Annotated in this window: 21 protein-coding genes, 2 tRNA genes and 1 pseudogene; 7 read left to right on the top strand and 17 right to left on the bottom strand. The window is 67.8% G+C overall.

The annotated features are described in order from the left end of the window. The 3 genes from A9W96_RS12170 to leuC form a co-directional block, all read right to left on the bottom strand. On the bottom strand, nt 1-518 hold a 518-nt coding region (locus tag A9W96_RS12170; protein ID WP_197499494.1), incomplete at its 3' end, for an HU family DNA-binding protein. 210 nt (nt 519-728) lie between these two features. Further along, complete coding sequence (leuD, locus tag A9W96_RS12165) at nt 729-1325, bottom strand: 3-isopropylmalate dehydratase small subunit (protein WP_066862033.1); 597 nt, start codon at nt 1323-1325, stop codon at nt 729-731. 26 nt (nt 1326-1351) lie between these two features. Continuing rightward, complete coding sequence (gene leuC, locus A9W96_RS12160) at nt 1352-2791, bottom strand: 3-isopropylmalate dehydratase large subunit (RefSeq protein WP_066862036.1); 1440 nt, start codon at nt 2789-2791, stop codon at nt 1352-1354. Between the two features lie 87 nt (nt 2792-2878). On the opposite strand from leuC, the gene A9W96_RS12155 reads away from it, so the two are divergent. Next, nucleotides 2879-3580 (top strand): IclR family transcriptional regulator, encoded by a 702-nt coding sequence (locus tag A9W96_RS12155; RefSeq protein ID WP_066862039.1) that lies wholly within the window; start codon nt 2879-2881, stop codon nt 3578-3580. 47 nt (nt 3581-3627) lie between these two features. Next, nucleotides 3628-4140 carry a pyridoxamine 5'-phosphate oxidase family protein gene (locus A9W96_RS12150; protein ID WP_066862042.1) on the top strand — a complete coding sequence of 171 codons (513 nt, stop codon included), beginning with the start codon at nt 3628-3630 and terminating at the stop codon, nt 4138-4140. A 12-nt stretch (nt 4141-4152) separates the two neighbouring features. On the opposite strand, the gene A9W96_RS12145 is transcribed toward A9W96_RS12150, so the two are convergent. The 4 genes from A9W96_RS12145 to A9W96_RS12130 all read right to left on the bottom strand — a co-directional run bounded on the left by A9W96_RS12145 (nt 4153) and on the right by A9W96_RS12130 (nt 6810). Beyond that, nucleotides 4153-4225 (bottom strand) — tRNA-Glu (locus A9W96_RS12145). A gap of 73 nt (nt 4226-4298) precedes the next feature. Continuing rightward, nucleotides 4299-4370 (bottom strand) — tRNA-Gln (locus A9W96_RS12140). Between the two features lie 149 nt (nt 4371-4519). Beyond that, complete coding sequence (gene gltX, locus A9W96_RS12135; RefSeq protein WP_082972197.1) at nt 4520-6007, bottom strand: glutamate--tRNA ligase; 1488 nt, start codon at nt 6005-6007, stop codon at nt 4520-4522. After that, on the bottom strand, nt 6004-6810 hold the full coding sequence (locus tag A9W96_RS12130; protein ID WP_066862046.1) for a fumarylacetoacetate hydrolase family protein: 807 nt from the start codon (nt 6808-6810) through the stop codon (nt 6004-6006). The genes gltX and A9W96_RS12130 overlap by 4 nt, the downstream gene beginning before the upstream one ends. Before the next feature lie 256 nt (nt 6811-7066). On the opposite strand from A9W96_RS12130, the gene A9W96_RS12125 reads away from it, so the two are divergent. Continuing rightward, nucleotides 7067-8371, top strand: a complete 1305-nt coding sequence (locus A9W96_RS12125) for an MFS transporter (protein ID WP_067140027.1) — start codon at nt 7067-7069, stop codon at nt 8369-8371. Here the strand turns inward: A9W96_RS12125 and A9W96_RS12120 are convergent. Next, entirely contained in the window at nt 8271-9281 is a 1011-nt protein-coding gene (locus A9W96_RS12120; protein WP_067140024.1) for a 3-isopropylmalate dehydrogenase, read from the bottom strand. The genes A9W96_RS12125 and A9W96_RS12120 overlap by 101 nt on opposite strands. Nucleotides 9282-9327: 46 nt before the next feature. After that, nucleotides 9328-10914: a phosphoglycerate dehydrogenase gene (serA, locus tag A9W96_RS12115; protein WP_066862054.1), complete on the bottom strand. Its 1587-nt coding sequence runs from the start codon at nt 10912-10914 to the stop codon at nt 9328-9330. A 29-nt stretch (nt 10915-10943) separates the two neighbouring features. Between serA and A9W96_RS12110 the strand changes: the two are divergent. Then, nucleotides 10944-12384, top strand: a pseudogene (locus A9W96_RS12110) (phytoene desaturase family protein). Next, on the top strand, nt 12381-12983 hold the full coding sequence (gene wrbA / locus A9W96_RS12105; RefSeq protein WP_067140021.1) for an NAD(P)H:quinone oxidoreductase: 603 nt from the start codon (nt 12381-12383) through the stop codon (nt 12981-12983). The pseudogene A9W96_RS12110 and the gene wrbA overlap by 4 nt, the downstream one beginning before the upstream one ends. Nucleotides 12984-13061: 78 nt before the next feature. On the opposite strand, the gene ilvC is transcribed toward wrbA, so the two are convergent. The 3 genes from ilvC to A9W96_RS12090 are packed head-to-tail and all read right to left on the bottom strand — an operon-like array spanning nt 13062 to nt 16465. After that, nucleotides 13062-14063 carry a ketol-acid reductoisomerase gene (gene ilvC / locus A9W96_RS12100; RefSeq protein WP_156752997.1) on the bottom strand — a complete coding sequence of 334 codons (1002 nt, stop codon included), beginning with the start codon at nt 14061-14063 and terminating at the stop codon, nt 13062-13064. A gap of 33 nt (nt 14064-14096) precedes the next feature. Then, nucleotides 14097-14597, bottom strand: coding sequence for an acetolactate synthase small subunit (gene ilvN / locus A9W96_RS12095; protein WP_066862065.1), 501 nt, complete (start codon nt 14595-14597; stop codon nt 14097-14099). Beyond that, nucleotides 14597-16465: an acetolactate synthase large subunit gene (locus A9W96_RS12090; RefSeq protein WP_067140018.1), complete on the bottom strand. Its 1869-nt coding sequence runs from the start codon at nt 16463-16465 to the stop codon at nt 14597-14599. Before A9W96_RS12090 ends, ilvN begins: the two co-directional genes overlap by 1 nt. Before the next feature lie 358 nt (nt 16466-16823). Between A9W96_RS12090 and A9W96_RS12085 the strand changes: the two genes are divergently transcribed. Further along, nucleotides 16824-17180, top strand: coding sequence for a PH domain-containing protein (locus A9W96_RS12085; RefSeq protein WP_066880292.1), 357 nt, complete (start codon nt 16824-16826; stop codon nt 17178-17180). Nucleotides 17181-17190: 10 nt separating this feature from the next. Here A9W96_RS12085 and A9W96_RS12080 read toward each other — a convergent pair whose 3' ends face one another. Beyond that, complete coding sequence (locus A9W96_RS12080) at nt 17191-18054, bottom strand: DoxX family protein (RefSeq protein ID WP_067140014.1); 864 nt, start codon at nt 18052-18054, stop codon at nt 17191-17193. A 252-nt stretch (nt 18055-18306) separates the two neighbouring features. Here A9W96_RS12080 and A9W96_RS12075 point away from each other — a divergent pair, with 252 nt between their 5' ends. Next, a complete protein-coding gene (locus A9W96_RS12075) occupies nt 18307-19437 on the top strand; it encodes a sorbosone dehydrogenase family protein (protein WP_066862268.1) in 1131 nt (376 codons plus the stop codon). Nucleotides 19438-19529: 92 nt separating this feature from the next. Here the strand turns inward: A9W96_RS12075 and gatB are convergent, their stop codons facing one another. From gatB to A9W96_RS12055, 4 genes are all read right to left on the bottom strand, one after another. Further along, complete coding sequence (gene gatB / locus A9W96_RS12070) at nt 19530-21044, bottom strand: Asp-tRNA(Asn)/Glu-tRNA(Gln) amidotransferase subunit GatB (RefSeq protein ID WP_066880294.1); 1515 nt, start codon at nt 21042-21044, stop codon at nt 19530-19532. A 66-nt stretch (nt 21045-21110) separates the two neighbouring features. Then, nucleotides 21111-22031, bottom strand: coding sequence for a MinD/ParA family protein (locus tag A9W96_RS12065; RefSeq protein WP_067140011.1), 921 nt, complete (start codon nt 22029-22031; stop codon nt 21111-21113). Between the two features lie 362 nt (nt 22032-22393). Beyond that, nucleotides 22394-23425: an ATP-dependent 6-phosphofructokinase gene (locus A9W96_RS12060; protein WP_066862084.1), complete on the bottom strand. Its 1032-nt coding sequence runs from the start codon at nt 23423-23425 to the stop codon at nt 22394-22396. Between the two features lie 55 nt (nt 23426-23480). Further along, nucleotides 23481-24003 (bottom strand): amidase family protein (locus tag A9W96_RS12055; RefSeq protein WP_255362957.1); only part of this gene is annotated, 523 nt, incomplete at its 5' end.

Here is a 24003-nt window from a genome sequence, read left to right as displayed (position 1 = left end):
GCCTTCTTGGCCGGGGCCTTGGTCGCGGCCTTCTTGGCCGGGGCCTTGGTCGCGGCCTTCTTGGCCGGGGCCTTGGTTGCGGCCTTGCGGGCCGGAGCCTTCTTGGCCGCGGTCTTCTTGGCCGGAGCCTTCTTGGCCGCAGCCTTCTTGGCCGGAGCCTTCTTCGCGGCGGTCTTCTTGGCCGCGCCACCACCGGCTACCACACCGCGCTTGACGGCCGGGCCGTCCGACGGGAGGCGCTGTGCGCCAGACACAACCGCTTTGAATTGGGCACCGGGGCGGAACGCCGGGACGGACGTCGGCTTAACCTTCACCGTCTCACCGGTCCGCGGGTTGCGGGCAACCCGCGCTGCGCGGCGCCGCTGTTCGAAAACGCCGAACCCGGTGATGGTGACGCTGTCGCCCTTGTGTACCGCACGCACAATGGTGTCGACAACGTTCTCGACCGCGGCGGTCGCCTGTCGACGGTCCGTGTTCAATTTAGTTGTGAGCACATCAATGAGCTCTGCCTTGTTCATCAATCCCTCCGACACTAGTGGTCCTCGATTTGAACCGACTAGTGGACACGGTAAACCCTCACCCAGCAAATTTCCAAGAGCCACGCGCAATTTCACGGCAAGGCGTCCGCCGTTTTCGCAATCCGGTTGCCGCCCTTGACCGGTGGCGGCCGTAAAAATCGGCTCGGTTTAGTTAGCCGATCAAGCAGAAAATCGGCCGCGGCCGACCGTTCAGGAGGTGGGCACAGTGCGCGGTTTCCACTCCGGGTAAGCCTTCTCGAATGACTCGATATCGTCGAGTTTCCGCAGCGTAAGGGCTATATCGTCGAGCCCCTCGAGCAATCGCCAAGCGGTGTGGTCGTCAATCTTGAACGGCAGCACCGTCGTTCCCGCGGTGATATTTCGATCTTGAAGATTGACAGTGATTTCCAAGCCCGGGCTTCCCTCGATGAGCTTCCAGAGCAGCTCCACCCCGTCCTGGGAAACTTCGGCCGCCAGCAGCCCGGCCTTGCCGGCATTGCCCCGGAAAATGTCACCGAATCGAGACGAGATGACCACCCGGAACCCATAGTCCATCAGCGCCCACACCGCATGCTCGCGTGAGGAGCCCGTCCCGAAATCGGGTCCGGCCACTAGCACTGACCCCCGGTCAAAGGGGCTGAGGTTTAGCACGAATGACGGATCCGACCGCCAGCTGGCGAACAAGCCGTCCTCGAAACCGGTTCGGGTGACGCGCTTCAAATACACCGCCGGAATGATCTGATCCGTGTCGACATTGGAGCGCCGCAGCGGCACACCGATACCGGTGTGGGTGTGAAAAGCTTCCATGCTCAATCCCTTCGCAGTCGGATACGTCAGCTCAAATCGGCTGGAGCGGACAATGTGCCGCGAACCGCCGTCGCGGCCGCAACGGCCGGCGACACCAAATGCGTGCGGCCGCCTTTACCCTGGCGCCCTTCGAAGTTGCGGTTGGACGTCGCCGCGCACCGCTCCCCCGGCGCAAGCTGGTCGGGATTCATCCCCAGGCACATCGAGCAGCCCGCTTGGCGCCATTCGGCGCCCGCGGCGGTGAAAACCTCGCCCAGCCCTTCGGCTTCGGCCTGAGCGCGCACCCGCATCGAGCCCGGCACGACGAGCATCCGCACCCCGGGCGCGACCTTGCGACCGCGCAACACGTCGGCGACGACGCGCAAGTCTTCGATACGACCGTTGGTACAAGAGCCCACGAACACCGTGTCGACGGCGATGTCACGCATCGGCGTGCCGGGTCGAAGGTCCATGTATGCCAACGCTTTCTCGGCCGCCTGGCGCTGCCCGTCGTCGGTCATCAGCTCGGGATCCGGCACCGCATCGGCCAGCGGCACGCCCTGGCCGGGGTTCGTCCCCCACGTCACGAACGGGCTCAGCGACGCGGCGTCGAGGTAGACCTCGGTGTCGAATTCCGCGCCGGGGTCGGTGTGCAGCTGCTCCCAATAGCGCATCGCCGCATCCCATTGCGCACCTTGCGGCGCGTGCGGACGGTCACGCAGGAAATCGAATGTGGTGTTGTCCGGAGCCACCATTCCCGCCCGGGCACCGGCTTCGATGCTCATATTGCAGACGGTCATCCGGCCCTCCATCGACAGCGATTCGATGGCGCTGCCGCGATATTCGATGACGTGCCCCTGTCCACCGCCGGTACCGATCTTGGCGATCAGGGCCAGAATGATGTCCTTGGCCGTTACGCCGGCGGGCAGCTGCCCATCGACATTGACCGCCATCGTCTTGAACGGCCGCAGCGGCAACGTCTGGGTGGCCAGCACATGCTCGACCTCCGAGGTGCCAATTCCCATGGCCAGTGCGCCGAATGCGCCGTGGGTCGACGTGTGACTGTCCCCACAGACGATCGTCATTCCCGGCTGGGTGAGGCCCAGCTGCGGCCCGACCACATGCACGATGCCCTGCTCGACATTGCCCATGGGATATAGCCGCACACCGAATTCGGCACAATTTCGCCGCAATGTCTCGACCTGGGTGCGCGACACCGGGTCGGCAATCGGCTTGTCGATATCGATGGTCGGGACGTTGTGATCCTCGGTCGCCAGCGTCAAATCGGGACGGCGGACCGGCCGGCCGGCCAGGCGCAGGCCGTCGAAGGCCTGCGGGCTGGTGACTTCGTGCACCAGGTGCAGATCGATGTAGATCAAGTCGGGCTCGCTGGAACCACCGGACACCACAACGTGGTCTTCCCAGACTTTTTCGGCCAGAGTGCGCGGTTTGGTGGCGGCCGCCGCCGCCCCTTGATCGGTTCCCATATCGGACTCGCCTCAATTCGCCTCGAGTAGCGGCCTCGCCGATCATCCGGGCTGGGATCTCAGAATGCGAGACGCTAGTATCTTCTTATGAGACAGCATAGCGGTATCGGCGTCCTGGACAAAGCCGTGGGTCTGCTGCACACGGTCTCTCAATCACCCTGTGGGTTGGCCGAACTGTGTGAGCGCACCTCGTTGCCCCGCGCCACGGCATACCGGCTGGCGGCCGCCCTTGAAGTCCACCGCCTGCTGGCGCGCGACGACGAAGGACGCTGGCTGCTCGGGCCGGCCGTCACCGAACTCGCGGCCCATGTCAACGATCCGCTGCTGGCAGCCAGCAACGCGGTGCTGCCGCTGTTGCGCGAGACCACGGGCGAAAGCGTGCAGCTGTACCGCCGCGAGGGCACCGACCGGGTGTGCGTGGCCGCGCTGGAACCCGCTGCCGGCCTTCGCGATACGGTTCCGATCGGGGCGCGACTGCCGATGACGGCCGGGTCGGGGGCGAAAGTGCTACTGGCCCATAGCGACGCGGCCACCCAGAAAGCGGTGCTCGCGACGGCGAAATTCACCGAACGCACGCTGGCCGAAGTGCGCCGGCGCGGCTGGGCCCAGAGCGTGGCCGAGCGCGAGCCCGGGGTGGCGAGTGTGTCGGCGCCGGTGCGTGACAGCCGCGGTGCTGTCGTCGCGGCCATTTCGGTGTCGGGGCCCATCGACCGGATCGGCCGGCGCCCGGGGGCCCGCTGGGCCGCCGATCTGCTGTCCGCCGCCGAGGCGCTCACCCGTCGCCTCTGAGCCACCAGCGCACAGTGGATGGCGCCCGGCCTGACAGACTGACCGCCATGGGAACCAATCAGCGCGCGAGCATCGTCATGTCCGAAGACGAGATCGCCGATTTCGTCGTCAACAGCCGCACCGGCACCCTGGCCACCATCGGCGCCGACGGCCAGCCCCACCTGACCGCCATGTGGTACGCCGTCGTCGACGGCGAGATCTGGCTGGAGACCAAGGTCAAGTCGCAAAAGGCCGTCAACCTCAAGCGCGACCCGCGGGTGAGCTTTCTGATCGAGGACGGCCACACCTACGACACACTGCGCGGGGTGTCCTTCGAGGGCGTCGCCGAGATCGTCGACGATCCCGACGTCTCACACCGCGTGGGCGTCAGCGTCTGGGAGCGCTACACCGGTCCCTACACCGACGACATGAAGCCGTTCGTGGAGCAGATGATGAACAAGCGGGTCTGCGTTCGCATCGTGGCCCGGCGGGCACGCTCGTGGGATCACCGCAAACTCGGATTGCCGGCCATGCCGGTGGGTGGATCGACAGCACCGGCGGTCTTGGGGACCGACCAGTAGCTGCGATATTTGTAGCCCCGATGGGATTCGAACCCACGCTACCGCCGTGAGAGGGCGGCGTCCTAGGCCGCTAGACGACGGGGCCAGAAACGATCCGAGCAGTCAGCATAGCTCACGCCGCTAAGCCCACCTAATCGCTTGAGGCGGAGTGAGTTTTGCTGGGGTACCAGGACTCGAACCTAGAATGGCTGAACCAGAATCAGCTGTGTTGCCAATTACACCATACCCCATTGGCCGCCTAAAACCGCTGGTCAGCGTCGATTGCGGACGTTCATGAGCTCTGTGTAGTCCGCCGCCGCCAGCCGTCGTCGGCTTTCGTAAACCGCAGTGCAGACTACCAAAGTCTGGCCGGGCACTGCGCACGCGCGGTCGTCCTCGCTCAGCCGGGGTCCCGCCCGGCCGTCTCACGCGCCGCCCGCAGCCGCGCCAGGCTGCGGTCGCGGCCAAGCAGCTCCAGTGACTCGAACAACGGCGGGCTGATCGTCGTCCCGGTGGCCCCCACCCGGATCGGACCAAACGCCTTGCGCGGTTTGAGCCCCAGTCCGTCGATGAGGGCTGCCTTGAGCGCGGCTTCGAGCTCCGGCGCCGTCCAGTCCGCCACGCCGTCCAGGGCGGCCAGCGCCGCGTCCAGCACCGCGGCGCCGTCGGGTCCGAGTTCTTTGGCGGCCGCCTTGGGGTCGATCGCGTACTCGTCGTCGTTCAGGAACCTCAGCAGGTCCCAGGCGTCGCCGAGCACCACGATCCGGGTCTGCACCAACTCGGCGGCGGTGGCGAAGGCGGCGTCGTCCAGTCCGAGGCGATGACCGTGAGTGTCGAGATAGGCGCGCAGCCTGGCGGTGAAGTCGTCGACCGTGAGCAGCCGAATGTGCTCGGCGTTGAGCGCGTCGGCCTTCTTCTGGTCGAAGCGGGCGGGATTGGAGTTGACGTTGACCACATCGAAGGCGGCGACCATCTCCTCGAGGCTGAACACGTCGTGGTCGTCGGCGATGGCCCAGCCGAGCAAGGCGAGATAGTTGAGCAGGCCTTCGGGGATGAAGCCCCGGTCGCGGTGGGCGAACAGGTTGGACTGCGGGTCGCGCTTGGAGAGTTTTTTCGTTCCCTCCCCCAATACCGTTGGCAGGTGGGCGAACTGCGGTGTGCGCTCGGCCACACCGATCCGGATCAGCGCCTGATACAGCGCCAGCTGCCGCGGGGTCGACGGCAGCAGATCCTCACCGCGCAGCACGTGGGTGATCTTCATCAGCGCGTCGTCGACCGGGTTCACCAAGGTGTACAACGGTTCTCCGTTGGCGCGGGTCAACGCGAAGTCGGGCAGGGTGCCGGCCGCGAAGGTGGTGGTCCCGCGCACCAGGTCGTCCCAGCTGAAATCCTGATCGGGCATCCGCAACCGGACCACCGGCTTGCGGCCCTCCGCCAGGAACGCGGCGCGCTGGGAATCGGTCAGCTGGCGGTCGAAATTGTCGTAGCCCAGCTTGGGATTACGGCCCGCGGCGACATGGCGCGCCTCGACCTCCTCCGGCGTGGAAAAGGCGTAGTAGGCTTCGCCCGTTTCGAGCAGCTTGGCCACCACATCGTGATAGATCTCACGGCGCAGCGATTGTCGGTAAGGGCCGTAGGGTCCGCCCACCTCGGGCCCCTCGTCCCAATCCAGGCCCAGCCAGCGCAGCGCGTCGAGCAGCGCCAGATAGCTTTCCTCGCTGTCGCGCTGCGCGTCGGTGTCCTCGATGCGAAAGACGAAGGTGCCCCCGGTGTGTCGGGCGTAGGCCCAGTTGAACAGCGCCGTGCGGACCATGCCGACGTGCGGGGTGCCGGTGGGCGAGGGACAGAATCGGACCCGGACCGGGTGCGCTTGTGCGGGTGCAGTCACGATTTTCCTTTGCGGACCACGGGATTGGTGAGGGTGCCGATACCCTCGATGGTGATCGAGACGGTGTCACCGTCCTCGATGGGGCCGACACCGGCCGGCGTCCCGGTGAGGATGATGTCCCCGGGCAGCAGGGTCATCACGGCCGAGATCCACTCGACGATGGAGCCGATGTCGTGGATCAGCAGCGAGGTGCGGCTGTGCTGCTTGACCTCGCCGTTGACCTCGGTACGCAATTCCAGATCGCCCGGGTCGAGCGGTTTGAGGTCGGTGACGATCCAGGGGCCGACCGGGCAGAAGGTGTCATGCCCCTTGGCCCGGGTCCACTGGCCGTCGGATTTTTGTTGATCGCGCGCCGACACGTCGTTGCCGATGGTGTAGCCGAGGATGTTCTCCGCGGCCTGGGCGGCCGAGACGTCCTTGCAGGGCCGGCCGATCACCACCGCCAGCTCGCCCTCGAAGTGCACCGGTGAAGCGTTGGCGGGCAACCGAATCGGCACGTTGGGCCCGATGATCGCGGTGTTGGGCTTGAGGAAGATCACCGGGTCCACCGGGGCGGGGCCGGTCATCTCCTTCATCTCGGCGATGTGATCGGTGTAGTTCTTTCCGATGCACACCACCTTGCTGGCCAGTATCGGGGCGAGCAGCCGCACGTCGGCCAGCGGCCATGACCGGCCGGTGAAGTTGGGCGTGCCGAATGGATGTTCGGCGATCTCCCGCGCGATCATCTCGGCGGGGTCGTTGAGATCGCCTTCGATACTGACGAAGGCGACACCGTCCGGGCTGGCGATTCGACCAAGGCGCATTCGGTTGAGCCTAGTCTGGCGACGATGTGGGCCGGGACGGCCCGAGGAGGAGCCAGACAATCCGGCCCAGTGAGGGTCGCGAGCGCGGCGAAGCCGGGCGCGGCGGGCCGTCACGATCGAGCCCAATCTGGCGACGATGCGGGCCGGGACGGCCCGAGGAGGAGCCGTCACCATCGGGCCCGCAACTTGGCCACCAATGGCGAGCAACGGCACAAGTCCTACCCCTAAAATTCCCGCCGGTATGCAAGCATGGGGAATGCAGACCGAGCCCGCCGCGACGCCCGAAATCGGCACGGCCGCGCGCTGGTCGATCATGATCGTTTCGCTGCTGGCGACGGCGAGTTCGTTCCTCTTCATCAACGGCGTCGCGTTCCTCATCCCGTCGCTGCAAGGCGCGCGCGGGATCCGGCTCGACGAGGCGGGCCTGCTGGCCTCGATGCCCAGCTGGGGCATGGTGGTCACGCTGGTGCTCTGGGGGTACGTGCTGGACCGGGTCGGCGAACGGGTGGTGATGGCCACCGGCTCGGCCCTTACCGCGATAGCGGCCTACGCCGCCGCGTCGGCGCATTCGATGGTGCTGATCGCCGTCTATCTGTTTCTCGGCGGCATGGCCGCGGCCAGCTGCAACACGGCCGGCGGGCGGCTGGTGTCCGCGTGGTTCCCGCCACATCAGCGCGGGCTGGCCATGGGCATCCGCCAGACCGCCCAACCCCTGGGAATCGCCTTGGGCGCGATGATAATTCCCGAGCTCGCCGAACACGGGCCGCAGGCCGGCCTGCGGTTCACCGCGCTGGCGTGCGCGCTCGGGGCGATCGTGAGCGTGGTCGGCATCGTCGACCCGCCGCGCAAGCCCCGCGCCAGCGCGAGCGATCAGGAACTGGCCAGCCCATACCGAGGATCGTTGACGCTGTGGCGAATTCACGCGGTGGCGGGGCTGATGATGATGCCGCAGACGGTCACCGTGACGTTCATGCTGGTGTGGCTGATCCGAAATCTGCACTGGTCGGTCGCGGCCGCCGGCGCGTTGGTCACCCTGTCGCAGCTGCTCGGCGCGGCCGGCCGGGTGGCCGTGGGCCGCTGGTCGGATCGGCTGGGCTCGCGCATGCGGCCGGTGCGCTACATCGCGGCCGCCGCCGTGCTGACCCTGCTGCTGCTGGCGTGGGCCGATTACATGAACACCCGGTGGCAGTCGGTGCTGATGGTCGCCATCTCGGTGATCGCGGTGCTCGACAACGGGCTGGAAGCCACCGCCATCACCGAATTCGCCGGGCCGTACTGGAGCGGTCGGGCCCTGGGCATCCAGAACACCACCCAGCGGATGATGGCGGCCGCCGGTCCCCCGCTGTTCGGTGCCTTGATCTCGGCCGCGAAGTATCCGCCGGCATGGGTGCTGTGCGCGCTGTTCCCCCTGGCGGCAATGCCTTTGGTGCCCACGCGATTGCTGCCGCCCGGGTTGGAGACTAAAGCCCGGCGGCAATCCGTTCGCCGACTTCGGTGGTGGCGCGCCGTTCGTTCCCACGCGTTGCCAGATATTGCTCGACGGCCCGGTCCACCCGCTTAGCCGCGGCGTCCTCGCCGAGGTGGGCCAGCAGCAGCGCCACCGACATGATGGCGGCGGTCGGATCGGCGATGCCCTGGCCGGCGATGTCCGGCGCGCTGCCATGGACGGGCTCGAACATCGACGGGTTGGTTCGGGTGCCGTCGATATTTCCACTGGCGGCCAAGCCAATTCCGCCGCACACCGCTGCCGACAGGTCGGTGATGATGTCGCCGAACAGGTTGTCGGTGACGATCACGTCGAAGCGACCGGGGTCGGTGACCATGAAGATGGTCGCGGCGTCGATGTGTTGGTAGGCCACTTCGACGTCGGGATAGTCCTGGCCCACCTCGGCCACGATGCGCGACCACAGCTTGCCGGCGAAGGTCAGCACGTTGGTTTTGTGCACCAGCGTCAAATGCTTTCGGCGCCGCTGCGCCCGTTCGAACGCATCGGCCACCACGCGGCGCACACCGAATGCCGTGTTCTGGCTTACCTCGGTGGCGACTTCGTTGGGCGTTCCGACGCGGATGGCGCCGCCGGTGCCGGTGTAGGGCCCTTCGGTTCCCTCGCGCACCACCACGAAGTCGATCTCGGGGTTGCCGGCCAACGGGCTGTTCACGCCCGGATAGAGCCGGCCCGGGCGCAGGTTGATGTGATGGTCGAGCTCGAAACGCAGGCGCAGCAACAAGCCTCGCTCCAGCACGCCGCTGGGCACCGATGGGTCACCGATGGCCCCGAGCAGGATGGCGTCATGCCCGCGCAGCTCGTCGACGACGGAGTCCGGCAGTAGCTCGCCGGTGGCGTGGTATCGGCGCGCGCCCAGGTCGTAGCTCGTCTTGTCCACCCCGGGCAGCACCGCGTCGAGGACCTTGACGGCCTCGGCCACTACCTCCGGGCCGATGCCGTCACCTTCGATGATGGCAAGCTTCATCGGCGCCGCTCCTCATCGCTAAGCTCTGCATCGTCGCTGGCGCGCTTCACGAAAGATCAACCACCTCAAGCTTGTTGGCGCCCACGGCCGCGCCGATTTCGGCCCGCACGTCGCCCGGCACGTCACGGTCCAGACGCAGCAGGATCGTCGCACTCGGGCCCTCGGCGTCCTCGGAGAGTTGCGCGGCCTCGATGTTCACCCCGGCCGAACCGAGCAGGGTGCCGATCTTGCCCAGCGCGCCGGGCTGGTCGACATAGTTGATCACCAGGTTGATACCGCGGGCACGCAGATCGAAGTTGCGGCCGTTGATCTGCACGATCTTCTCGACCAGCTGCGGGCCCGACAGGGTGCCCGCGACGTTGACGGCGGTGCCGTCGGGCGCGACCGCGCGCACGTCGACCACGCTGCGGTGGTTTGGGCTCTCCGAGGCCGTGCCGATCTCGGCGGTGATGCCGCGTTCTTCGGCCAGCGCCGGTGCGTTGACGAAGGTCACCGGTCCCTCGACGACGGCCGAGAACAACCCGCGTAGGGCCGAAAGCTTAAGCACCTCAACGTCTTCGGAGGCGAGCTCGCCGCGCACCTGCACGGACAAGGAGACCGGCGGGCCGTCGGAAAGCGTGGCGGCCAGCAACCCGAGCTTGCGCACCAGGTCCAGCCAGGGCGCCACCTCCTCGTTGACCACCCCGCCGCCGACGTTGACCGCGTCGGGGACGAATTCCCCGGCCAGAGCGAGCTTCACGCTCGCCGCGACGTCGGTGCCGGCCCGGTCCTGCGCCTCTTCGGTCGATGCCCCCAGATGCGGCGTGACCACCACCTGCGGCAGCTCGAACAGCGGGCTGTCGGTGCAGGGTTCCTTGGAGAAGACGTCGATGCCGGCCGCGCGGACGTGGCCGCTGCGCACCGCGTCGGCCAGCGCCGCCTCGTCGACCAGACCACCGCGGGCCGCGTTGACGATGATGACGCCCGGCTTGGTCTTGGCCAGCGCGTCCTTGTCGATCAGGCCCGCGGTCTCGGGTGTCTTCGGCAGGTGCACCGAGATGAAGTCGGCGCGGCCCAGCAGCTCGTCCAGCGTCAACAGTTCGATGCCCAGCTGCGCGGCCCGGGCCGGCGACACGTAGGGGTCGTAGGCGATCAGGTGAGTCCCGAAGGCGCTGAGCCGCTGGGCGACCAACTGCCCGATCCGGCCCAGGCCCACCACGCCGACCGTCTTGCCGAAGATCTCGGTGCCCGAGAACGACGACCGCTTCCAGGCGTGCTCGCGCAGTGAGGCGTCGGCGGCCGGCACCTGGCGGGCCGCCGACAGCAACAGCGCCAGCGCGTGCTCGGCGGCGCTGTGGATGTTCGACGTCGGCGCGTTCACCACCAGCACACCGCGCTCGGTGGCGGCGTCGACGTCGACGTTGTCCAGACCCACCCCGGCGCGGGCGACGATCTTCAGCTTGGGCGCCGCCGCCAGCACCTCGGCGTCGACCGTGGTGGCCGAACGCACCAGCAGCGCATCGGCCTCCGGCACGGCCGCCAGCAGCTTCTCCCGGTCGGGGCCGTCTACCCAGCGCACCTCGACCTGGTCACCGAGGGCGGCGACGGTTGATTCGGCGAGTTTGTCGGCAATGAGTACAACAGGCAGATTCACCCGGCCAGCCTATCGGCTGTAATTGACGCGTGGACGTCACCATCGTCGGCAGCGGACCCAATGGGCTGACCGCTGCCGTAATCTGCGCCCGGGCCGGTCTGAAAGTGCAGGTCGTCGAAGCTCAGCCGACATTTGGCGGGGGCGCGCGCACCGCACCCGACCCAGATTCTGCGGGAGTCTTGCACGACATCTGCTCGGCGGTGCACCCGCTCGCGTTGGCGTCGCCGTTCTTCGCCGAATTCGATTTGCGCGCGCGCGGCGTGCGCCTGACGGTGCCGGATATCTCCTACGCCAACCCGCTGCCCGGGCGTCCGGCGGCCATCGCCTACCGCGACCTGGACCGCACCTGCGCCGAGCTCGAGCACGGTGCGTCCTTCAGGCGGCTGCTGGGTCCGCTGGTCGAGCGTTCCGACGACGTGGTGGCCCTGCTGCTGGGCGACAAACGGTCCATCCCGAACTCGCTGCCCTCGGCGCTGCGGCTGGGCCTGCGGATGCTGGCCCAGGGGACCCCGGCGTGGGGGACGTTGGCCGGCGAGGACGCCCGCGCACTGTTCACCGGCGTTGCCGCCCATATCATTTCGCGGATGCCGTCGCTGACCGCGGCCGGCGCCGGGATGATGCTGGCCACCCTGGCGCATTCGGTCGGCTGGCCGATTCCGGTGGGCGGCAGTCAGGTGATCACCGACGCCCTGATCGCCGACCTGCGCGCACACGGTGGCGAGCTGACGGCGGGCACGGAGGTCACCGAACCGCCTGACGGGGTCGTGGCCTTCGACACCGCGCCGACCGCGCTGCTGCGGATCTACGGTGACGCCCTGCCCGCTCGCTACGCGAAAGCGTTGCGGCGCTACACGTTTGGCCCCGGCGTCGCAAAGGTGGACTTCGTGCTGAGCGACGAGATCCCGTGGTCGGACGAGCGGCTGCGGCAGGCCCCGACGCTGCACCTCGGCGGCAGCCGAGCCCAGATGGCGCGCGCCGAGGCCGACATCGCCGCCGGCCGGCACGCGCAGTGGCCCATGGTGCTGGCGGCGTCGCCGCACGTCGCCGACCCCGGCCGCATCGACGCCACCGGCCGCCGCCCGTTTTGGACCTATGCCCACGTGCCGTCGGGGTCCACCGTCGACGCGACCGAAGCGGTGACCGCGGTCGTCGAGCGCTTCGCCCCCGGCTTCCGTGACGTGGTGGTGGCCGCGCGCGGTGCCGGCCGCGCGGTTGTGCGAGCACAACGCGAACTACGTCGGCGGCGACATCGGGGTGGGCGGCAACTCGGCCTGGCGGGCGATCGCCGGGCCCACGCCGCGGTTAAACCCGTGGCGCACACCGGTTCCCAAGGTCTATCTGTGTTCCGCGGCCACTCCGCCGGGCGGCGGTGTGCACGGCATGGCCGGCTACTACGCGGCGCGCACGTTGTTGCACCGGGAATTCGGGATCGACACGATGCCGGATCTGCGGCCTACGATGACGCCGTGACGAAACTCGCGATCATCTACTACTCGGCCACCGGCCATGGCACCACGATGGCGCAGCGCGTTGCCGCCGCGGCCGAGAAGGCGGGGGCCGAGGTCCGCCTGCGACACGTCGCCGAAACGCAGGATTCCGAATCCTTCGCCCACAACCCGGCCTGGACGGCCAATTACGAGGCCACCAAAGACCTTCCGGCCGCCACCGGCGACGACATCGTCTGGGCCGACGCGGTGATCTTCGGTTCACCGACCCGCTTCGGCTCTCCGGCAGCGCAATTGCGCGCGTTCCTCGACTCGCTGGGCGGGCTGTGGGCGCAGGGCAAACTCGCCGACAAGGTGTACGCGGGCTTCACCTCATCGAACACCGTGCACGGCGGTCAGGAATCCACCCTGCTCTCGCTGTACATCACGCTGATGCATTTCGGCGGCATCATCGTGCCCCCGGGCTACACCGACCCGTCGAAGTTCGTCGACGGCAATCCCTACGGGGCGAGCCTGGTCACCACCCACGACAACATCGAGAACATCGGCGAGGTCACCGACACGGCCCTCGAGCATCTGGCCATTCGGGTGGTGACGATCGCCGACCGGCTCCGCGACACTTAAACCACGCACACGACACGCCGTAAACGGTCGCCGTAGTTTAAGTTTCGCGGGCGGCGGTCCCAGGTCGGCGCGAAAGCGCTAGGCGGTCTCGGTGATCGGCCGGTCGACCCAGCTCATCAGGTCGCGCAGCTTCTTGCCGGTGACCTCGATGGGGTGCTCGGCGTTCTCCTTGCGCAACTGCTCGAGCTGCTTGTTGCCACCCTCGACGTTGGCGACCAACTTCTTGGTGAACTCGCCGCTTTGGATGTCGCGCAGGATCTCGCGCATCCGCTCCTTGGTGCCGGCGTCGATCACGCGCGGACCGGACAGGTAGCCGCCGAACTCCGCGGTGTCGGACACCGAGTAGTTCATCCGCGCGATGCCGCCCTCGTACATCAGGTCGACGATCAGCTTGAGCTCGTGCAGCACCTCGAAGTAGGCCATCTCCGGCGGGTAGCCCGCCTCGACCATCACGTCGAAACCGGTCTTCACCAATTCCTCTGTGCCACCGCACAACACGGCCTGCTCACCGAACAGGTCCGTCTCGGTCTCGTCCTTGAAGGTGGTCTTGATGACGCCGGCGCGGGTGCCGCCGATGGCCTTGGCATAGGACAGGGCCAGCGCCTCGCCGTCGCCGTTCGGGTCCTGGTCGACGGCGATCAGCGCGGGCACACCCTTGCCGTCGACGAACTGGCGGCGCACCAGGTGCCCCGGGCCCTTCGGTGCCACCATGGCGATGGTGACGTTGGCCGGCGGCTTGATCAGGTCGAAGTGGATGTTGAGGCCGTGGCCGAAGAACAACGCGTCCCCATCCTGGAGGTTGGGTTCGATGTCGTTCTTGAAGATGTCGGCCTGCGCGGTGTCGGGCGCCAGCAGCATGATCACGTCGGCCCACTTGGCGACCTCGGCGGGGGTGTCCACGTCCAGGCCCTGCTCTTCGACCTTGGCCCGCGACTTCGACCCCTCCTTCAGGCCCACCTTCACCTGCACGCCGGAGTCGCGCAGGCTCAGCGAGTGCGCGTGTCCTTGGCTGCCGTATCCGATGACACCGACCTTGCGACCCTGGATGATCGTCAGGTCCGCATCGTCGTCGTAGAACATTTCTAATGCCACTGTTGAATATCTCCTTGTGTGTTACTTGGCCGTGCCGATTCCGCGTGGACCGCGAGACAGCGCCACCACTCCCGATTGGACGATTTCGCGAATCCCGAAAGGTTCCAGGATCCGCAGCAGCGCCTCGATCTTGCCGCGGTCGCCCGTCGCCTCGATCGTCAACGCCTCGGTGGAAACGTCGATCACCTTGGCGCGGAACAGGTTCACCGCCTCGATGACCTGACTGCGGGTGCCCGCGTCGGCGCGGACCTTGATCAACGCCAATTCCCGCGACACCGAGTTGTCGTCATCGAGCTCGACGATCTTGATGACGTTGATCAGCTTGTTGAGCTGCTTGGTGATCTGCTCGAGCGGGGTCTCCTCGGCGGAGACCACGATCGTCATCCGCGACATGTCCTTTTGCTCGGTGGCACCGACCGCCAGCGATTCGATGTTGAAGCCGCGCCGGCTGAACAGCGCCGCCACGCGGGCGAGCACACCGGGTTTGTCCTCGACCAGCACCGAGAGGGTATGCGTTTGCATCAGGCGTGCCCTTCGCTCTCGTCGTCGAAGAGCGGACGGATGCCGCGGGCCGCCTGAATCTCGTCGTTGCTGGTACCGGCGGCCACCATCGGCCACACCTGCGCGTCGGCGCCGACGATGAAGTCGATCACCACCGGGCGGTCGTTGATCGCACGCGCCTGGTTAATCACGTCTTCCACGTCTTCCTCACGCTCGCAACGCAATCCGACGCAACCCAGCGCCTCGGCCAGCTTCACGAAGTCCGGGATCCGATGCGAATGCGTCGCCAGATCGGTCTGCGAGTAGCGCTCCTCGTAGAACAGCGTCTGCCACTGGCGCACCATGCCCAGGTTGCCGTTGTTGATCAGCGCCACCTTGATCGGCACGCCTTCGATCGCGCAGGTGGCCAGCTCCTGGTTGGTCATCTGGAAACAGCCGTCGCCGTCGATGGCCCACACCTCGGCCTCGGGGCGCGCCATCTTGGCCCCCATGGCCGCCGGGATGGCGAAACCCATGGTGCCCAACCCGCCCGAGTTCAGCCAGGTGCGCGGCTTCTCGTAGGAGATGAACTGGGCCGCCCACATCTGGTGCTGGCCCACGCCGGCGACGTACATGGCGTCGGGACCGGCGATCTGGCCGAGCTTTTCGATGACGTATTCCGGGCCGAGGCTGCCGTCACTCTGCGGCCCGTAGCTCAGCGGATAGGTGGACTGGACCTCGTTGAGGTAGGCCCACCACTCCGTCATGTCGAGCTTGCCGGGGATCCCGTCGTGGCGCAGCAACTCGAGCAGCTCGATGATGACGGCCTTGACGTCGCCCACGATCGGCACGTCGGCGTGGCGGTTCTTGCCGATCTCGGCGGGGTCGATGTCGGCGTGAATGACCTTGGCTTCCGGGGCGAAGGTGTCCAGCTTCCCGGTCACCCGGTCATCGAAGCGGGTCCCCAGCGCGATCAGCAGGTCGCTGCGCTGCAGGGCGGCCACCGCGGCGACGGTGCCGTGCATGCCGGGCATGCCCATGTGCTGCTTGTGGCTGTCGGGGAACGCGCCGCGCGCCATCAGCGTGGTCACCACGGGGATGCCGGTCAGCTCGGCCAGCTCGCGCAGCTGCTCGGTCGCGTCACCGCGGATGACCCCGCCGCCGACGTAGAGCACCGGCTTGCGGGAGGCCGCGATCAGTTTGGCGGCCTCCCGGATCTGCCGGCTGTGCGGTTTGGTGTTCGGCTTGTAGCCGGGCAAGTCCAGGCGGGGCGGCCAGCTGAACGTGCACTGGCCCTGCAGCACGTCCTTGGGGATGTCGACCAGCACCGCTCCGGGACGCCCCGAGGAGGCGATGTGGAACGCCTCGGCCAGCACCTGCGGGATCTCGTTACCCGAGCGGACCAGGAAGTTGTGCTTGGTGATCGGCATCGTGATGCCCGAGATGTCGGCTTCCTGGAAGGCGTCGGTGCCGATCAGCGAGCGTCCGACCTGGCCGGTCACGGCCACCACGGGAATCGAGTCCATCTGGGCGTCGGCCAGCGGGGTCACCAGGTTGGTCGCGCCGGGGCCCGAGGTCGCCATGCAGACACCGACCTTGCCGGTGGCGTGGGCGTAGCCGCTGGCGGCGTGGCCGGCGCCCTGCTCGTGACGGACCAGCACGTGGCGCAGCTTCTGCGAGTCGAACAGCGGGTCATAGACGGGCAGCACCGCGCCGCCGGGAATGCCGAAGATGACCTCTACGCCGAGTTCCTCCAGCGAACGAATCACCGATTGGGCGCCGGTAAGTTGTTCGGGCCCAATGCGTTTCGGCTTACCGGCCGCAGACTTCGCGGCGGGCTTGGCCGCGTCCGTGGCGATGTCGGCAGCGTCCGGTGTCGCGGCGGGGTGCTGCCTGATGGGAGCGCTCACTGTCGTTTTCGTCCTTATTCATTTCCGGGAATCTCGCTGGGGCAACAAAAAACCCCCGACAGCTCATCTGCTGCACGAGGGTTGCGCGTTGGTGCTGGATTGCTTCACATGCTCAAACGCAAGTCAGCCGCCAACGCGCCGACTAATTACTACGAGCATCCCGGGCTTTCCGGCGGTATCCATAGCGTCCGACGGTAGCCTTCGCACAGCTCAGCAGTCAAATCCGTGCCCGCTCACCAGGCGGGTTGACCGCCGTTACGCCGGGTGAGTGCGGCCGGAACCGGTCCCGCGCGCGGGGTGAAATGATGGTGGGGTGGCTAGCGGCTCGTCTCCCCAAACCCCGTCCCAGGCGCCCGTCGTGATCAAGGTGTCGCCGATCGCGCATCTGGCCGTCGGGTTCTTGACGCTGGGGTTGCTGATACCGGTGATGCTCTGGGCGCCGTCGTTGCCGCTGCTGATCCTGCCGATACTGCTGTCGGCGTTGATCATCCGGCTACGCACCGTCGCCGACGACCGGGGCGTGACCGTCCGAACGCTGCTGGGCAGCCGGCGGGTGCCCTGGGAGGAGATCGACGGGCTGCGTTTCCACCGCGGTTCGTGGGGTCGCGCGCGCCTCAAGAGCGGCGAAGAGCTGCGGTTGCCCGCGGTCACGTTCTCCACGCTGCCGCAGCTGACGCAGGCCAGCGCCGGGCGGGTCCCCAACCCCTACCAGTGACAGTGGCTGGTCAGCCGATCGGATTCACGCCGTTGAGCGCCACCCACACCCCGACACCGGCGGCGATGCCGGCCAGCAGCGCGACAAAGGAGCCGATGAAGGGCCGATGCGCCCAACCGCGGCGCGCGTCCAGGCCATACCGGCCGGGTCCGCACAGCACGACCGCGACGGCCAGCACGATCAGGGTGATCTGGTATTCGTGGCCCTCGGGCAGGAAGAACGAGAAGTTGCGGGTATGCGGCCGCACCGAGACGCTGGCCAGCAGGCCGTTGATCAAGAACGCCAACGCGCCCGCCGCGGCGACCGGCGTGAACAAGCCCAGTACCAGCAGCACACCCGCCACGACCTCACCGCCGGCGCTCACGTAGGCGAGGATGTCCGCGTGCTGGTAGCCGACATCGGACAGTGAGTTCTTGAAGCCCGTCACGCCCGAGCCACCCCACCAGCCGAACAGCTTCTGCAGCCCGTGGGCGCCGAGCACCACGCCCAGCCCGACGCGCAGCAGCAGCAAACCGAGGTGCTGCGTTCCGCGCCGGCCGACATCGTGCAGCCGGTCGTGGTGTTCGTCGTCGGCGAGGTCAGCCTCGGGAGCCGCGTTCCGGGCCGCCGAATGCGGCTGTACGTAGGGCAGGGGCTCCTGCTGTTCTAGCAGGTTGTAGCCCCCGGCCCCGGAGCCGGCGACCGCGGCGGCGGCGGCGGCGCCGTACGGGATGACGGTGGTGGTCCCGGTGGACGGGTTGAAGTCGCCGGGATAGCCGACCGGCGTCAGGTCATCTTCGGGATCGACCAGCCGCGCCGAGGCGGGGCGTCCCGGGGTCGGCTCCGGGGATTCGCCGGGGCGTTGCCAATGTGCGTCATTCGGTTGACTGGTCACGGGTGTCAGGGTAAGGGCATTCCGTCCTGAATTGGGGATTTGAGCGGCGCTTTCGCCTGGCAATCGGTGGTTTGCCCGTCAAACCGGGCCGGATCGACCCGAAATCGCCTTCCGGGCCCGTTTCGGCGGTCCGTGACGCGAGATCGCGCATGGTCGACGGTGGCGCGCGGCCCGCCTCCGATCGGGCCTTCGGCGGCGGGCACGAGGGACGTGTGTGGCGGCGCCGCCGACAGTGTCCGTAGCCTGACGGTCATGCGACTAGGGCGAGCGGGGCGGTCGGTTCGGCGCGGGTTCGCCGCGCTGTGCGCCCTCGTGCTGGTGACAAGCGGGTGCGCGCGCTTCAACGACGCCCAATCGCAGCCGTTCACCACCGCGCCCGAGCTCAAGCCGCAACCCAGCTCGACGCCTCCCCCGCCGCCGCCGCTGCCGCCCACGCCGTTCCCCAAGGCGTGCCCCGCCCCCGGCGTGATGCAGGGCTGCCTGGAGAGCACCAGTGGCCTGATCATGGGCCCGGACAGCAAAACCGCGCTGGTCGCCGAGCGCACCACCGGCGCGGTCAAGGAGATCTCGGTCAACGCCGAACCGAAGGTGAAGACGGTGATCCCGGTCGACTCGTCCGGCGACGGCGGCTTGATGGACATCGTGATGTCGCCCACCTACACCCAGGACCGCCTGATGTACGCCTACATCAGCACGCCCACCGACAACCGGGTGATCCGCGTGGCCGACGGCGACATCCCCAAGGACATCCTGACCGGGATCCCCAAGGGCGCCACCGGAAACACCGGGGCGTTGATCTTCACCAGCCCCACCACGCTGGTCGTGATGACCGGCGACGCGGGCAATCCGGCGCTGGCCGCCGACCCCAAGTCGCTGGCCGGCAAGGTGCTGCGGATCGAGCAGCCGACCACCGTGGGCCAGGCGCCGCCGACGACGGCGCTGTCCGGCGTGGGTGCCGGCGGCGGCCTGTGCACCGACCCGGTTGACGGCTCGCTGTACGTCGCCGACCGCACCCCGACGGCAGATCGGTTGCAGCGCATCACCAAAACGTCCGATGTGTCCACGGTGTGGACCTGGCCGGACAAACCCGGCGTGGCAGGCTGCGCCGCGATGGACGGGACCGTGCTGGTCAACTTGATCAACACCAAGCTGACGGTCGCGGTCCGGCTGGCGCCGGCCACCGGCGCGGTCACCGGTGAACCCGACGTCGTCCGCAAGGACACCCACGCCCACGCCTGGGCGCTGCGCATGTCGCCGGATGGAAACGTCTGGGGCGCAACGGTCAACAAGACGGCCGGAGATGCCGAGAAGCTGGACGACGTGGTGTTCCCGCTCTTCCCCCAGGGCGGCGGTTTCCCGCGCAACAGCGACGACAAGAGCTAGGCCGGTTCTCGATCCGCCGAGTGTGCAGTTTACGACGGCGTATCGGCGTGTCGCGCCGTGGATCACACGCTCGACGCGCAGCTAGGCCGGGGTCAGCCCTGGCCGCAGGCGGCCAACACCAATTCGCGTACCCGCGCGGCGTCGGCCTGGCCGCGGGTGGCCTTCATCACCGCGCCGACGATCGCGCCGGCCGCGGCCACCTTGCCGCCGCGAATCTTTTCTGCCACATCGGGATTGGCGGCCAACGCCTCGTCGACGGCGGCCTGGGTCACCGAGTCGTCACGCACCAGGGCCAGACCGCGCGCGGTCATCACCTCGTCGGGCTCGCCCTCCCCGGCCAGCACGCCCTCGACGACCTGACGGGCCAGCTTGGTGGACAGCTTGCCCTCGTCCACCAGCGCCACGACGGCGGCGACCTGGGCCGGCGTTATGGCCAGCTCGTCCAGCGCCACGTTGGCCTCGTTGGCCTTCTGCATCAAGAAGTTTCCCCACCAGGCGCGGGCCTGTTCGCTGGAGGCGCCGTGCGCGATGGTCGCGGTGACCAATTCGATCGCCCCGGCGTTGACCAGGTCGCGCATCACCTCGTCGGAGATGCCCCACTCGTCCTGAATGCGCTTGCGGCTCAACCACGGCAGCTCGGGGATGGACGCGCGCAGCCGCTCGACCAGTTCGCGGCTGGGCGCGACGGGCTCGAGGTCCGGCTCGGGGAAATACCGGTAGTCCTCGGCCGTTTCTTTGGTGCGGCCCGGGCTCGTGTAGCCACCGGTCTCGTGAAAGTGCCGGGTTTCCTGGATGATTCGACCACCCGAGGCCAGAACCGCGGCCTGGCGCTGCATTTCGTAGCGCACCGCCACCTCGACGCTCTTGAGCGAGTTGACGTTCTTGGTCTCGGTCCGGGTGCCGAACTCGCTCGCACCGGTGGGTTTGAGCGACACATTGGAGTCACATCGCATGGAGCCCTGGTCCATGCGGACGTCGGATACGCCCAAGGCGCGCAACAGGTCTCGCAACGCCGTCACGTAGGCGCGGGCGATCTGCGGCGCCCGGGCTCCGGCGCCCTCGATAGGCTTGGTGACGATTTCGATCAGCGGCACGCCGGCGCGGTTGTAGTCGATCAGCGACGTGGTCGCGCCGTGGATGCGGCCCGTCTCACTGCCGATGTGGGTGAGCTTGCCGGTGTCTTCCTCCATGTGCGCGCGCTCGATCTCGACCCGCCAGGTGGTGCCGTCCTCCAGCGGCGCCTCCAGGTAGCCATTGATGGCGATCGGCTCGTCGTATTGCGAAATCTGGTAGTTCTTGGGCTGGTCCGGGTAGAAGTAGTTCTTCCGGGCGAAGCGGCACCACGGGACGATCTCGCAGTTCAGCGCCAGCCCGATGCGAATGGCCGACTCGACCGCGGCCTGGTTGAGCACGGGCAGCGAGCCGGGCAGGCCCAGGCACACCGGGCACACCTGGGTGTTGGGTTCGGCGCCGAACGCGGTGGTGCATCCGCAGAACATCTTGGTGACGGTGGACAGCTCCACGTGCACCTCGAGGCCGAGTACCGGATCGAAACGGGCGATGACGTCGTCGAAGTCCATCAGATCGGCGCTGGCGGCAACACTCATGCGCTCGATCCTAATGGTGATCGCGAGCGCGGCGGAGCCGGGCGAAGCGGGTCACCACCGATCAACCTAATGGTGATCGCGAGCGCGCTCCCCTCCCCTGCCGGGGAACATCTCGGCCAGCGCGGCAGCCAGCTCGAGATAGCTGCGCCGGCTCTCCTTGCTCAATCGGTCCAGCGCGATCTTTCGTCCCTCGTGGACGTGCCGATCGAACGGCAGCGCCACCGTGGCCCCGACGCGGGCGGACAGCCGGTCGAGTTCGGTGACGGCCACGGCGTCGACCTTGGCCGGCTCGATATGGTTGACGGCCAGCACCGTCCACTGCATCAGGGATTGATAGCCGTTGTGGCACAACCAATCCAGCGTCGCCCGAGTTTTGCGTATCGCATCGATGGCGGGACTGGTCACCACCACCAGGGCACGCGATTCCGGCAGAACAGCGTCCATCACAGCGGAATTGAGCGTTTTCACACAGTCGACCAACACCACCGAATACTGGTTTCGCAGCATCGAGAAAGCCCGCAGCATGTCGTGCCGTTCCAGGCGCCAGTCGCTGTCCGGCAGCCCGAGCACTTCCAGGCCGAAGCCGTTCATGTACGTCAGCGCGCGAATGTCCTCGTAGTGCGGCGCCGGGTTGCCGTGCAACAAGTCGGCCAGGCTGTGCGGGTTGCGGCGGCCGTGGCGTTCCGACAGGTCGCCGGCGTCGATGTCGAGGGCGAGCACCCGGTCGTCGCGTACCGCCGCGAACGTCGACCCCAGCGCCTCCACCACCGTGGTCTTACCGACCCCGCCCTTGAGGTTGAGCACGGCGATCGGGAAGGCACCGCCGACGGTTGCGCGGATGCGCCGCCGCAGCTCGTTCTCGTACGCCGTGTTCTTGCCCGGGCCAAGCTCGATGCCGGTCACGCGGTGCAGCAGCTGCCGCCAGTCGAACCGATTGGCGGCGGTGTCTTGCGTGTCGAAGCGGTCCAGCGCCGTCGCCCCCAGCATCGGCTCGGGGCGCGCCGCCGCCGGCCGGGCCGGCCGGCGCGGTGGTGGCGGCGGTGGCGGTCCGCCCGGGTGTCGATGCGGTCCGCGGGCCTGCGGCACGGTGGCCGCCGCGGGGTCGGCGCCGGCGCGGCGCCTGGGCGGGCCCGGCTTATGGTTCGGCGGAACCGGTGGTCCCCCCGCTGCCGCGGATTGCTGAACGACTCCGCGAATCGCACCGCGGTGGCTCATATCCCCGGTATAACCCCTGAGGACCGTTCCGGAAACCACCAAAATGCGGCGATCGCAAACCACCTGGATCGTTAGCGGGCTAATTCAGGCCGCGGTTCACTGCGGTCCACCGAATGTTCGCCCTGTGGGCGCGTCTAACCGAAGAACGCGGCGGCGTCGTCGTAGCGGCTATCGGGGACCAGCTTGAGCTGACGCACCGCGTCGGCCAACGGAACGCGGCCGATATCCTGCCCGCGCAGCGACACCATCTGGCCGTATTCCCCGGCGTGCGCGGCGTCGGCCGCATTCACCCCGAACCGGGTGGCCAACACCCGGTCGTAGGCCGTCGGGGTACCGCCCCGCTGGACGTGACCGAGCACGGTCACCCGGACGTCCTTGTTGATCCGCTTCTCCACCTCGGCGCCGAGCTGGGCGGCCACACCGGTGAACTTCTCGTGGCCGAATTCGTCAATCCCGCCTTCTCGCAACGCAATCGAACCGGGAATGGGCTTGGCGCCCTCGGCAACCACGCAGATGAAGTGCGAATCTCCGCGCTGGAAGCGCCTTTTCACCAGCCGGCAGACCTCTTCGACGTCGAAGGGCTGCTCGGGGATCAGGGTCATGTGTGCGCCCGACGCCAGACCGGCGTTCAGCGCGATCCAGCCGGCGTGGCGGCCCATCACCTCGACCAGCATGACCCGCTGGTGCGATTCGGCGGTGCTGTGCAGCCGGTCGATGGCGTCGGTGGCCACGGTCAGCGCGGTGTCATGGCCGAAAGTCACGTCGGTGCAATCGATGTCGTTGTCGATGGTCTTGGGGACACCGACCACGGGCACATTCTCCTCCGAGAGCCAGTGCGCGGCCGTCAGCGTGCCCTCCCCGCCGATGGGGATCAGGACGTCGATTCCGTTGTCGTCCAGGGTCTGCTTGATCTGGTTCAGCCCGGCCCGCAGTTTGTCGGGATGCACGCGGGCGGTGCCCAGCATGGTTCCGCCCTTGGCCAGCAGACGGTCGTTGCGATCGTCGTTCTGCAGCTGGACGCGGCGGTTCTCCAGCAATCCGCGCCAGCCGTCCTGGAATCCGACCACCGACGAGCCGTACCGCGCGTCGCAGGTTCGCACCACCGCCCGGATGACCGCGTTGAGTCCGGGGCAGTCGCCGCCTCCGGTGAGCACTCCGATCCGCATGGTTTCATCTTGCCTGGGACGGCGGGGTTATGGCGCGATTAGCCGCGACGGCTCACTAGACGGTGGGCGCCGAGGGCAGCGGCCCGCGGGCCGCCTCGTAGGCGGCGCCGACCCGGTAGAGCCGGTCGTCAGCCAGCGCCGGCGCCATGATCTGCAGCCCGACGGGCAGGTCGTCGTCCGGCGACAGACCGGCCGGCACCGACATGCCGCAGTGCCCCGCCAGATTCAGCGGCAGCGTGCACAGGTCGAACAGATACATCGCCAGCGGATCGTCGACCTTCTCCCCCAGCCGAAACGCCGTGGTCGGGGTCGCGGGCGACACCACCACGTCCACCGAGCGATAGGCCTCGTCCAGGTCGCGGGCGATCAGCGTGCGCACCTTCTGCGCCTGGTTGTAATACGCGTCGTAGTAGCCGGCCGACAACGCATACGTGCCGATCATGATGCGCCGCTTGACCTCCGGCCCGAAACCGGCAGCCCGCGTCAACGCCATCACCTCCTCGGCGCTGTGGCTGCCGTCGTCGCCGACCCGCAGCCCGTAGCGCATCGCGTCGAAGCGGGCCAGGTTGCTCGACACC

Source organism: Mycobacterium sp. 1245852.3 (genome assembly GCF_001669335.1).
GTDB classification, from domain to species: Bacteria; Actinomycetota; Actinomycetes; order Mycobacteriales; family Mycobacteriaceae; genus Mycobacterium; species Mycobacterium europaeum_A.
The sequence above is the reverse complement of the archived record's forward strand: the minus strand, read 5'-3'. Positions and strand labels throughout refer to the sequence as shown.

Coding starts and splice junctions, on each gene's coding strand:
- A9W96_RS12150 (WP_066862042.1), top strand. CDS start 3,628: ATGGGAACCAATCAGCGCGCGAGCATCGTCATGTCCGAAGACGAGATC.
- ilvC (WP_156752997.1), bottom strand. CDS start 14,063: ATGTTCTACGACGACGATGCGGACCTGACGATCATCCAGGGTCGCAAG.
- A9W96_RS12155 (WP_066862039.1), top strand. CDS start 2,879: ATGAGACAGCATAGCGGTATCGGCGTCCTGGACAAAGCCGTGGGTCTG.
- leuC (WP_066862036.1), bottom strand. CDS start 2,791: ATGGGAACCGATCAAGGGGCGGCGGCGGCCGCCACCAAACCGCGCACT.
- A9W96_RS12130 (WP_066862046.1), bottom strand. CDS start 6,810: ATGCGCCTTGGTCGAATCGCCAGCCCGGACGGTGTCGCCTTCGTCAGT.
- A9W96_RS12120 (WP_067140024.1), bottom strand. CDS start 9,281: ATGAAGCTTGCCATCATCGAAGGTGACGGCATCGGCCCGGAGGTAGTG.
- ilvN (WP_066862065.1), bottom strand. CDS start 14,597: ATGCAAACGCATACCCTCTCGGTGCTGGTCGAGGACAAACCCGGTGTG.
- A9W96_RS12075 (WP_066862268.1), top strand. CDS start 18,307: ATGCGACTAGGGCGAGCGGGGCGGTCGGTTCGGCGCGGGTTCGCCGCG.
- A9W96_RS12125 (WP_067140027.1), top strand. CDS start 7,067: ATGCAGACCGAGCCCGCCGCGACGCCCGAAATCGGCACGGCCGCGCGC.
- A9W96_RS12060 (WP_066862084.1), bottom strand. CDS start 23,425: ATGCGGATCGGAGTGCTCACCGGAGGCGGCGACTGCCCCGGACTCAAC.
- leuD (WP_066862033.1), bottom strand. CDS start 1,325: ATGGAAGCTTTTCACACCCACACCGGTATCGGTGTGCCGCTGCGGCGC.
- gatB (WP_066880294.1), bottom strand. CDS start 21,044: ATGAGTGTTGCCGCCAGCGCCGATCTGATGGACTTCGACGACGTCATC.
- A9W96_RS12065 (WP_067140011.1), bottom strand. CDS start 22,031: ATGCTGGGGGCGACGGCGCTGGACCGCTTCGACACGCAAGACACCGCC.